Annotated in this window: 9 protein-coding genes; 6 read left to right on the top strand and 3 right to left on the bottom strand. The window is 74.6% G+C overall.

The annotated features are described in order from the left end of the window. Positions 1-179 precede the first annotated feature (179 nt). Positions 180-398: a pentapeptide repeat-containing protein gene (locus tag OG711_RS31530; protein WP_329564181.1), complete on the bottom strand. Its 219-nt coding sequence runs from the start codon at positions 396-398 to the stop codon at positions 180-182. Between the two features lie 157 nt (positions 399-555). Between OG711_RS31530 and OG711_RS31525 the strand changes: the two genes are divergently transcribed. From OG711_RS31525 to OG711_RS31515, 3 genes are read left to right on the top strand one after another with little or no spacing between them, the layout of a single operon-like run. After that, on the top strand, positions 556-1,209 hold the full coding sequence (locus OG711_RS31525) for an NADPH-dependent FMN reductase (RefSeq protein ID WP_073792220.1): 654 nt from the start codon (positions 556-558) through the stop codon (positions 1,207-1,209). Then, entirely contained in the window at positions 1,206-3,704 is a 2,499-nt protein-coding gene (locus OG711_RS31520; RefSeq protein ID WP_329561901.1) for a lantibiotic dehydratase, read from the top strand. The genes OG711_RS31525 and OG711_RS31520 overlap by 4 nt, the downstream gene beginning before the upstream one ends. After that, the gene (locus OG711_RS31515; RefSeq protein WP_329561899.1) at positions 3,701-5,011 is read left to right on the top strand and encodes an amidohydrolase; all 1,311 of its coding nucleotides are present in this window, start codon (positions 3,701-3,703) and stop codon (positions 5,009-5,011) included. Before OG711_RS31520 ends, OG711_RS31515 begins: the two co-directional genes overlap by 4 nt. Positions 5,012-5,142: 131 nt before the next feature. On the opposite strand, the gene OG711_RS31510 is transcribed toward OG711_RS31515, so the two are convergent. Together OG711_RS31510 and OG711_RS31505 are read right to left on the bottom strand one after the other, a co-directional pair. Continuing rightward, positions 5,143-5,910, bottom strand: coding sequence for a VOC family protein (locus tag OG711_RS31510; protein ID WP_329561897.1), 768 nt, complete (start codon positions 5,908-5,910; stop codon positions 5,143-5,145). Between the two features lie 62 nt (positions 5,911-5,972). Next, on the bottom strand, positions 5,973-6,542 hold the full coding sequence (locus OG711_RS31505) for a TetR/AcrR family transcriptional regulator (RefSeq protein ID WP_178391095.1): 570 nt from the start codon (positions 6,540-6,542) through the stop codon (positions 5,973-5,975). Between the two features lie 179 nt (positions 6,543-6,721). Here OG711_RS31505 and OG711_RS31500 point away from each other — a divergent pair, with 179 nt between their 5' ends. The 3 genes from OG711_RS31500 to OG711_RS31490 all read left to right on the top strand — a co-directional run bounded on the left by OG711_RS31500 (position 6,722) and on the right by OG711_RS31490 (position 10,373). After that, a complete protein-coding gene (locus OG711_RS31500; protein WP_079184877.1) occupies positions 6,722-7,744 on the top strand; it encodes a methyltransferase in 1,023 nt (340 codons plus the stop codon). Positions 7,745-7,832: 88 nt separating this feature from the next. Beyond that, on the top strand, positions 7,833-9,407 hold the full coding sequence (locus tag OG711_RS31495) for a hypothetical protein (protein ID WP_073792224.1): 1,575 nt from the start codon (positions 7,833-7,835) through the stop codon (positions 9,405-9,407). Positions 9,408-9,512: 105 nt separating this feature from the next. After that, complete coding sequence (locus OG711_RS31490) at positions 9,513-10,373, top strand: SAM-dependent methyltransferase (protein ID WP_241561684.1); 861 nt, start codon at positions 9,513-9,515, stop codon at positions 10,371-10,373. Positions 10,374-10,383 lie beyond the last annotated feature (10 nt).

Raw genomic sequence — 10,383 nt, 5'->3', positions numbered from 1 at the left:
TCTCGCGCACCCCGCGCTCGTGGAGTCCGTGGCCCGGCTGCGGTCCTGGGGTGCGAGCGTCCTGACCGAGGGCCTGTATCCGCCGCACCCCCCGGGGCCGAGCGCCGAGTACGCCCGGTCCTTCGCGTGGGGTTCCGTCTGGGCGGCGCTGACCGCCCGTCCGGACGTGCCGCCCGCCCTCAGGCCGACCCCCGGCCCCCACCTCCCGCCACGTCCCCCCGCCGCACCGCCCGTACCCGCCCGGAACGGGGACACCGCCCGGTACGAGGACGCCCCGCCGCACCACAAAGCACCGCACCACAAAGCACCGCACCACGAAGCACCGCACCACGAAGCACCGCACCACAAAGCACCGCACCACGAAGCACCGCACCACGACACAGCGTCCCGCGACCCATCGCACCGCGCGGCACCGCACCACGGCACACCTCCCCCCGACGCACCGCACCGCGCAGCACCGCACCGGCCGTCGCTCGCGGCCGGGCGCCCCGCCGACGACAGCAGTCCTTGAGGCCGCGGCCGTTCCGTGGCCCCCACCCAGGAGGAACAGCACCGATGACCGCATCCGTCCCCGAGATCGTCTTCCTGAGCGGTTCACTGGGCGAGCTGTCCCGGACGAACCGGCTGGCCCAGTGGTGCGCCGACCAGTGCGCGCCGCGGGCCCGGACCACCGTGTTCCCCGGCGCCGAGCTGGATCTGCCCTTCTACCGCCCCGGCAGCCCGCCACCGGGCCCGCGTCCGGCCCGGTACCTGGCCGCGTTGGAGCGTGCCGACGGGGTGGTGCTGGTGTCGCCGGTGTACCACGGCACCCTGTCGGGGCTGCTGAAGAACGCCCTGGACTATGTCAACGAACTGGCCGGGGCGCCCCAGCCGTACCTCGACGGCCGGGCGCTCGGCTGTGTCTCCATCGGGCTGGGCGAACAGGGCGCGTCGTCCACGCTCCAGACCCTGCGCACGGTCGGGCACGCGCTGCGCAGCTGGCCCACCCCGATGGGCGTCGCGCTGTCGCAGGGCCGCGCGGACCTCACCGACGACGGTTCCCCGGTCGACCAGCAGGCGCACACCCAGCTGACGGTGATGCTCGGCCAGGTCATGACGATGGCCCGGCTCAACGCCCGCCGCCGCGCGGCCCGCGCGGAGCGGACCGTCCCGGCTGCGCAGCCGGCGGGCGTCACCCCGGCCGCGGTGCGGGCCGGAGGGGTGCGGTGAACCACGCGCCCGCGGTCGCGGCGCCCCTGCGGTGGACGGTGCCGCACGGCCCGGCGGAACTGGCCGTCGAGCTGCTCTCACCGTGTCTGCTGCGCACCCCGGGGTTTCCGGTGGCGCTGCTGGCGGGCACGGCGAGCCCGGCCACCCTGGACCTCGCGGCGCGCGCGGCGGCGCGGGCCCGGGTCGCGCGGGCCGCCCGCGCGGACTTCCTGACCGGCCGCTGGCCCGCGCTGCGGGCGGCGGCCCGTCCGGCGGACGCGGCGCGGCATCCGGCGTGGCGGGCGCTGCTCCGCGCGCACCGGCGGATCGAGGGGTACGAGGCGCTGGGCGAGCCGCAGTTGGCGGCGCTGGAGTCGGTCGGCGGCACGCGGACCCGGATCTGGGCGGAGTCGTGGAACGCGCGGGTCCGCTCGGACGCGGCGTTCCGGGCCGGGGCGGCGGCGCAGCTGCGGTCGGCGACGGTCGCCGCGTGGCGGCACACGGCGCGCACCGTGGACGACGAGCGGATGCGGCACGCGGTGTTCGTCTCCAACCCGTCCTTCTTCCGTACCGCGCTGGAGCGTCCGCTGGGCCCGCGGCTCGACGCGTGGGACGTGCCGGACCGCGATACGGAGGCAGTGCCGCCGCGGGGACTGCGCCGCACCCTGACGACCGCGCACCGCTATCTGCGGCGGTTCACGACACGCTGCGAGACGATCTCGTTCTTCGGCCCGGTACTGTTCGCGGCGCTCGACGGGGAGTCGGACCGGGCGGTGGTCCGGGGGGAGCCCGGGGCGGAGCGGGTCCTGGTGGAGGCGAGCACCTGGCTCACCGACGCGTTGGGCCGGGCGGTGACCGAGCGGCTGGACCCGGCGCTGCGGGTGGCCCGGCGCAGCCCGCTGTTCCGCGAACGGGACGGCGGCGGCGGCGGTAGCAGCGACCACGGTCATGGCGTCGGCGGTGTCCTGGAACGGGTCGTGGACGGGAAGGCGTTCCGGGTGGCCGCCGGGCCGCTGGCGCTGTGGCGGGCCGCCGACGGGACACTGACGCTGGGCGCCCTCGCGGAACTGCTGGGGCTGGACATCGCGGCGGCGGACACGGCGGCGCGGGCGCTCGGACCCGCGCTGATCGTGGCGGGCCGTCCGCTGCCCGCGACCGAACTGCGTCCACTGGCGAGGCTCGCCCCGCACGACCCGACGGGCACCGCGGCACGGCTCGCGGCGGCGCGGACGGCGTACGCGACGGAGCCGTGGCCCGGCCGGACGGCGGCGTACGAGCGGGTCCAGGAGCGGGCGGCGGAGCTGACCGGGGTGGTGCGGCGGGGCGCGGGCGAGCACTACGCGGACCGGGAGGTGGTGTTCGAGGACCGGACGAGTCCCTGGAGCGAGCGGGTCACGTTCGGCGCCCCGGTCCTGGACGGGATGCGCCGGGCGCTGTCGGCGGTGCTGCCCGTGTGCCATCTGGGGGCGCTGCTGGCCCGGGAGGACGCCCGGGAGGTGGTGCGCCGGGCGACCGGCGGGACGGGGAAGCCGCTGGCGCGGCTCGCGACGACGGAACTGCCCGATGAGCGGCCCCGTACGGAACTGCTGCGGACGGCCCTGCGGGATCTCGTCGCGGAACGTACGGCGTGCGACGGGGTGGTGGAGCTGACGGCCGAGGAGATCGGCGCGGCGACCGCCGGGCTGTGGCGGCTGGTCCCGGAGGCCGACCGGTACGAGGCGTCGTTGCCGAGTCCGGACCTGATGGCGGTGGGGCGGGACCCGGGGAGCGCGACCTGGCTGCTGTCGGAGCTGCACGACGACGCGAGTTCGGTCTACGGGGGCTTGGAGAACCGCGCGCACAGCGACCCGGCTTGCCTGTGGGAGGAGTTCACCGCACGGATCGCCGGTCGGTTGCCGCCCGAGGGGCTGGCGACGATCGTCTCGCGCCGCCGCAGCGCGCATGTCACCCCGGAACTGCCCGGTCTCTCGGTGGAGTTGAGCGGCCTGTCGGGCAAGCCGCGGACGGAGACGGCGCCGGTGGCGGAGGTCTCGGTGGCCCCGGCGGGTGACGCGATCGAGGTGCGGGGCGAACGGCGGCTGCTGTACCCGGGGGATCTGCGGTCCCCGCTGCACCGGGCGGTGTCGCTGCCCTCGGTGGTGCCGGTCACGGTGGAGACGGGCGCGCGCACGCCCCGGATCGTCATCGACTCGGTGGTCTACCAGCGGGCCCGCTGGCGGGTCCCGCTGCCGGACGCGCCGGGCCCGGAGCCGTACGACCGCTGGCTGGCGGTGCAGCGCTGGCGCTCCGGGCACTCCCTGCCCCGGCATGTGTTCCTGCGGCACGCCTCCGAACCGAAGCCGCTGTACGTGGACTTCGCCGATCCGCTGTCCGTGGCCGAGGTGGCGGGGCTGGGCGGCGGGGAGTGCGTGGTGTCGGAGATGCTGCCCGCCCCGGACGAGCTGTGGTGGGAGTCGGACGGTGGGGCGCAGTGCGCGGAGTTCCGGCTGGGCTGTGTCGTCGGGGCCCGGCGGTGAGCGGGCCGGACACCGGACCGGGCGCCGGGGCGGAGCAGGGCGGGGGCGCGGCCGTGGGCGGGGCGCGGGAGCGCGCCGACGCGGCGGGCGGGGCGGCGTGGGAGGCGGTGCCGGCGGGACTGCGCAAGCGCTGCCGGGCCGCGGTGGAGGGGCACCGTGAGCGGCTGCTCGCCCTGTCGCACGCGCTGCACGCCGATCCGGAGACGGCGTTCGAGGAGCATCGCGCGGCGGCGCGGGTCGCCGGTGTGCTGGCGGCGGAGGGGTTCACGGTCCGGCGGGGCGTGGGCGGTCTGGACACCGCGCTGACGGCGACGTACGGCGACGGTGAGCTGGTGGTGGGGGTGTGCGCGGAGTACGACGCGCTGCCGGGGCTGGGTCACGCGTGCGGCCACAACGTGATCGCGGCGGCGTCGGTGGGCGCGGCGCTCGCGCTGCGGGATGTCGCGGGTGACCTGGGTGTGACGGTGAAGCTGATCGGCACCCCGGCGGAGGAGACCGGCGGCGGGAAGATCCTGCTGCTGGAGCGCGGGGTGTTCGACGATGTCGGGTTCGCGCTGCTGATCCACCCCTCGCCGGACGAGCTGTGCGCCCCGCGGACGCTGGCGGTCACCGACCTGGAGGTCCGCTACCGGGGGCGGGCGGCGCATGCCGCGTTCGCCCCGCATCACGGGGTGAACGCCGCCGACGCGCTGACGGTCGCCCAGGTCGCGATCGGGCTGGCCCGGCAGCATCTGGAGGACCGTCAGATGGTGCACGGCATCGTCACCGACGGCGGCGCCGTACCGAATGTGATCCCCGACGACACCCGGGCCCTCTACTATCTGCGCGCCGGTTCGTACGAGTCGCTGGAGGGGCTGGAGCGGCGGATCCGGGACTGTCTGCGGGCCGGTGCGGTGGCGACGGGCTGCGCCGAGGAGGTGCGGCAGGTGTCACCGGCGTACGCGGATCTGGTGTCCGATCCCTGGCTGGCGGGTGCGTACCGCTCGGCGGTGACGGCGCTGGGCCGCTCGCCGGTGCCGTTCGCCGAGGAGGCGGGCCGGCTGACCCCGGCGTCGACGGACATGGGCAATGTGTCGCGGGCGCTGCCCGCGATCCAGCCGAGCATCGGGGTGGACTGCGGGTCCGCCGTCAATCATCAGCCGGGTTTCGCCGAGGTGTGCGCGGGGCCGTCCGGGGACCGGGCCGTGCTGGACGGTGCGGTGGCGCTGGCGTGGACGGCGGCGTCCGCCGCGCTGGACGGCCCGGCGCGCGCGCTGCTGCTGGCCGGGGTGCGGGAGCGCGCCGCGGGCCGGGTAGGGGGTCCCTGATCGGCGCGACCGGCCGCCGCGGTGGTCCGGCGCGGCTGCCCGCCGGCCGCTCCCCCGTACGGCGGGGACCCCGCCCGGGGCCGGGGTGTCCGGTCCGGGCGGGGTCCTCGGTGCGCCGTGCGGGGTGTCGGTCAGCGGGTCGCCTTCGAGCCGTCGATCACGGCGAAGACGGCACCGGCGACGTCGGTGAGGACGGCCTTGCGGCCGGCCGGGATGTCCTCGGGCGCGGAGACCAGGGTGGCGCCGAGGCCGACCGCGCGCTCCATGAGCTTGTCGGTGCCGGACGCGGGGTCGACGCCGAAGTACACCGTCCAGTGCGGGGGGACCTCGGCGGGGACGGCGTCGGGGAGCTGGAGGCGGCCGAGGAAGGGCGCCGCGCCGTGGCCCCACACGCTGTAGTCGTAGGTGACGCCGTCACCGATCTGCTGCTGCTCGTAGCCGAACAGGCCGCGGTAGAACTCGTCGGCGGCGGAGCCCTGGCGGGTGTTGAGCTCGGCCCAGGCCAGGGTGCCGGGGGCGCCGGTGCGGAACTCCGCGTCGCGCAGCGACTGCCACGCCCCGAAGAAGGCGCCGGTCGGGTCGGCGGCGATGACCACGTGGCCCTGCTGGGGCGCCTCGTTCTGGTAGACGACCTGTCCGCCGAGGTCCTTGACACCCTGCGCGGTCGCGTCGGCGGCGTCGGAGTGCAGATAGAGGGTCCACGCGGGGGGCTGGCCGGGCTGCGCGGCCCGCAGTCCGGCGATCGTGTTCCCGCCGTCGACCGCGTAGGTGTAGGTCCCCGAGGGGTCGAGCGAACCGTCGAACTCCCAGCCGAAGAGGCCGCGGTAGAACTCCTTGCTGGCGTCGAGGTCGGCGGAGGTGACGTCGATCAGGGCCGGGGTTCCTGGACGCGAGGACATGGCTGTCTCCTTGGTTCGTGCGGAGGAATGGTGCCGGTGGACGGGACATGACGCGCGAGGCGTCACGTGGCCGAGTACGAGACGTTCTTCTTGACGCCGAGCAGGGACGCGACGGTGCTGACGGCGACCTCGCGCACCCGGTCCTCCCGGAAGTAGGCGTGATCGCAGACACGCGGGATGAGCATGCCGTCGAGCATGGCCAGGATGACCGTGACCAGGTCCTCCGGGTCCTCCTCGGTGGTGAACTCACCGCTGGCGATGCCGTCCCGGATGGCCTCGATGAACGGCCTGCGGTACCGCTGCTGGATGTCGACGCTGTGCGCGCGCAGCTCGGGGTCGCGGGCCGCCGCGTACCAGAACTCCAGCAGCATGCGCCAGGTCTGCACCGGGAGGATGGCGAGGCCCCGTTCCAGCAGCTGGACCAGCCGCTCCCATGGAGTGCTTCCCGAGGCGGCGGCCTGCTCCATGGCCCAGACCTCCTCCTCGGTGGACTGGTGCAGCGCCTCGATGAGCATGTCGTCGCGGGAGCCGAAGTAGAACTGGAGTGTGCTCACGGCGACGCCCGCGGCGGTGGCGACATCACTGAAACGGGTGCGGTCGTAGCCGCGTTCGGCCAGTACACCGACCGCCACGCGCAGTACCTCGCCCCGTCTTTCGCCTCCAGCCCGACGCCGACGCATTTGCCCCTTTTCCAACACTTCTCCCTAATAGTTCCAATAACCCTACCATACGACCGACCGGTATTGCAGCCCCGGTAGGCCGTACCGTACTGTCATACGGTATCGTACGCATCGGTAACGAAGGGGTTGTCTTGTCCGACCACACCCTGATCAGTCCGCCCGCGTCCGACCTGCACCTGAGGGACGCCGTGACGGGATACCGCCGCTCGCAGGTGATCTACGCGGCGGTCAAACTGGGCGTCGTGGACGCGCTCGCCGACGGGCCCAGGTCCGCCGCCGCACTCGCCCGGCACTGCGGAGCGGACGCCGCGGTCCTGCCCCGGTTCCTGCGCGTCCTGGTCGCCGAGGGCCTCCTGGCCGAAACCGCCGGTGGGGGGTTCTCCCTCACCCCGCACGCCGCCCCGCTGCGCTCCGACGCCCCCGGCTCGCTCGCCGCGTGGGTGGTCACGGTCTGCGAGGAGCAGTTCTTCGCCTGGGGCCATGTCCTGCACACGGTGCGCACCGGCGGCTCCGCCTTCGAGCAGGCGTTCGGCACCGGCTTCTGGCAGTACCTGCGCGAGCACGACACGGCCGCCGCGGCCTACGACGCCGGTATGGCCGACTCCATCGGCCAGGCCCGCGACCTGGTCGTGACCGGCCACGACTTCGGCACGGCACGGCGCGTCGCCGACATCGGCGGCGGCCGCGGCGCCCTGACCGCCGCCCTGCTCGACGCCCACCCCACGCTCCACGTCACCCTCGTGGACCTGCCGGACGTGGTGACACGTGCTGCCGGACCGCTCGGCGCGCGCGGCTGGGGCGACCGGCTCACCCTCGCCCCGGCCGACTTCCTGGACGAGGTGCCCGGCGGCCACGACGTGCACATCCTGTGCCGGGTGCTCGCCGACTGGGACGACCACCGGGCCCGCCGCATCCTCACCACCTGCCGCCGCGCGATGGAGCCGGGCGCCGTCCTGCTCATCGCCGAAGGACTCGCCCGCCCCGCCGACCCGGCGGGCGCCCGGGGACTGCTCGATCTCCATCTGCTGCTGCTCATCGGCGGCCGGGAGCGGTCCGCGGACGACTACCGCACCCTGCTGTCCGAGGCCGGGTTCACGGTCCGCGGCGTCCAGGACACCGGCCGGATCTCCCTGATCGAGGCGGTCGCCTGCTGACCTTTCCGGGCCCGGGGGACGGGTCGTCCAGCGCACTTCCGCGACATCTGCACGCAGTCATGTGATGCACCAAGGGGGAGAACGCTACGTGAAAGAGCTCCAGCACAAGCCAGGAAGCAAGCCCTACCGCAGGGAACTGCGGGAACAACTGAAGGCCCTCGGATTCCCCGCGGACCGGATCAACGACGCCGTGGCCACGGCACTCGCCCAGCTCTGCCATATGCGCCCGCGCACCGCGCGCCGCCTCGCCTGCGAACTCTCGCTGGACGAGGTCGCCGCCCGCTACAGCGCCCTGCGCAACGACGCCGAGTCCCGGATGCGCGGCAGCCGCATATGGGACTTCGAGCAGTGGCCCGCCCGTGGGGTGCATCCCACGGTGCGCACCCTGCGCACCCTGGCCGACATCTACGGCACGAGCTGGGTCCAGCTCGTCGACATCGAGGACCTGCGGCACATGCCCGAGGAGGACCGCGAGCTGTACCACCGACGGCTCGCCGGTGACGCGGACCCCCAGCAACCGCCCGCCTCCCGCCCGCGGACCGCGGGGACGGCGACCGCCGGCTGCCCCGGGCACCCCGGCCCGCCCGACCCCGCGCACCGCCCGTTACGCCTGCGCGAGACCGGCACCGCCGAACTCATGGCCGTCAGCGGCGAGAACGCGCTGGGCACCGCCCGCCATGTGACGACGACCAATGTCGACGACGTCACGGTCGAACAACTCGACCGTGAACTGCGCGACGCGGGCCGCGCCTATCTGCACGCCTCACCCGCCCCGGTGCTGCTCCAGCTCACCCAGCTCGGCGAGCGCATGGCCGAACTGCTGCGCGGCCAGCAGCGCCCCAGCCAGACCGTCCGCCTCCAGGCCCTCGCCGCCCGCTGCTCCGCGCTGACGGCCTGGGTCTGCGACGACCTCGGCGGCACCTCGGCCGCCCGCGCCCACCTCTGGGCCGCCTCCATGTTCGCGGGCCAGGCCGAGCACGACGACGCGCGGCGCTGGGTCAGCGTGGTCCGCTCCCGGCTGGCCTTCTCCGACGGCGACTTCGTGGAGTCCGCCCGGATCGCCGACGACGGCGCGCGCGGCGAGTGGCCCGACGGCATCAAGTCGCATCTGCTGCTGCGCCGGGCCCGCGCGCTCGCCCGCGCCGGACAGGACGACGAGGCACGCGAGGCCCTGCGGGCATGGGAGGAGGGCAACAGGAAACAGATGTACTTCGGCACCGGGAACGGGGCCGACGGGATCTTCCACCTCCAGAGCGCCCAGCAGCGCTACTTCGTCGGGGCGGCCCTGCTGGACGTCCGCGACATCCACCCGGCGCTCCAGGAACTCCTCACCGCCCTGGACCTGTTCGACAAGGCGCCCGCGGAGGTACGCGCCTACGCCGAGCACGCGCTGAGCCGGATCGACACGGCCAGGGCGTTCCTCACCCTGGGCGAACCCTCGGAGGCGCACGAGGTGATGGAGCCGGTGTTCGCGCTGCCGCCGGAGCGCCGCTCCCGCTGCGTACTGACCGCGCTGAACGAGCTGCTGCTGGTCGCGGGCGGCGATTCCCTGTTCGGCCGGCGGTTCGCCGCGGAGTGGGGGATGCGCGCGGACCCGTACGCGAGCCGGGCGCCCGCCCCCCAGGGGCGCGCCGCCGGCACCTCGGTGCCCACCTGCGCCTGAACCTCCGGGTGCCGGGCCGGCCGACCGGCCCGGCGCCCGGGTCCGCGGGCCCGTTCCGCGACCGCGCCAACCCCATCAGCAACGCCGAGCCGAGGAGAACCGTCCGTGGAGAGCTCACCCCGCGTCGCCCCCGGAACACCACGGGGGATCGAGGCCATCGAAGGGATCGAGGGGATCGACACCAGCCGGGCCAGCGCCGCCCGGATGTACGACTACTACCTGGGCGGGACGCATCATCTGCCCGCCGATGTGGAACTGGCGCGCCAGGTCGTCGAACTGCTGCCGGAGACACCGCTCATCATGCGCGCCAACCGCGCCTTCCTCCAGCGGGCCGTGCGGTACTGCGCCGGGGCGGGAATACGCCAGTTCCTCGACATCGGATCGGGCATCCCGACGCAGGGCCCGGTGCACGAGGTGGCGCGCGCGACCGACCCCGGGATCAAGGTGGTGTACGTCGACAACGACGACGCCGCCGCGCTGCACGCCGCCGAACTGCTGGCCGACGACCCCCTGTCGGAGGCCGTCCAGGGCGATCTACGTGATGTGGACGGGGTACTGGGCCACCCCGGGGTACGGCGGCTGATCGACTTCGACGAGCCGGTCGCGCTGCTGTTCCTGTCGGTGCTCCAGTTCATCCCCGACGAGGACGACCCGCGGGCGCTGGTGGCCCGGTACCGCGACGCGCTGGCGCCGGGCAGCCATCTGGCGCTGTCCCACGCCACCGACGAGGGCCTCACCGCGCAGGCACCGGAGATCACCGAGATCTACTCCCGCAGCGCCAACCCCATCCGCTACCGCAGCCGGGACTTCGTCCTCGGTCTGTTCGACGGCTTCGACCTGGTCAGGCCGGGTCTGGCGAAGCTGATGGAGTGGCGCCCCGACGGCACGCCCGAGGAGCGCGAACTGGCGGCCCGGGTGCACGGGGCCGCGGGGGTCGGTGTCAAGCCCCGTTCCACAAGTCGTTAACCGCGCACTC

It is taken from the genome of Streptomyces uncialis, from assembly GCF_036250755.1.
Lineage (GTDB): Bacteria > Actinomycetota > Actinomycetes > Streptomycetales > Streptomycetaceae > Streptomyces > Streptomyces uncialis.
Note: the sequence above shows the minus strand (reverse complement) of the source record. Positions and strands in the feature narration are given on the sequence as shown.

Bases quoted from the DNA above. Each gene is read 5' to 3' on its own strand.
- OG711_RS31530 (WP_329564181.1), bottom strand. From the start codon at position 398: ATGGGTCGCGGGACGCTGTGTCGTGGTGCGGTGCTTCGTGGTGCGGTG.
- OG711_RS31525 (WP_073792220.1), top strand. From the start codon at position 556: ATGACCGCATCCGTCCCCGAGATCGTCTTCCTGAGCGGTTCACTGGGC.
- OG711_RS31510 (WP_329561897.1), bottom strand. From the start codon at position 5,910: ATGTCCTCGCGTCCAGGAACCCCGGCCCTGATCGACGTCACCTCCGCC.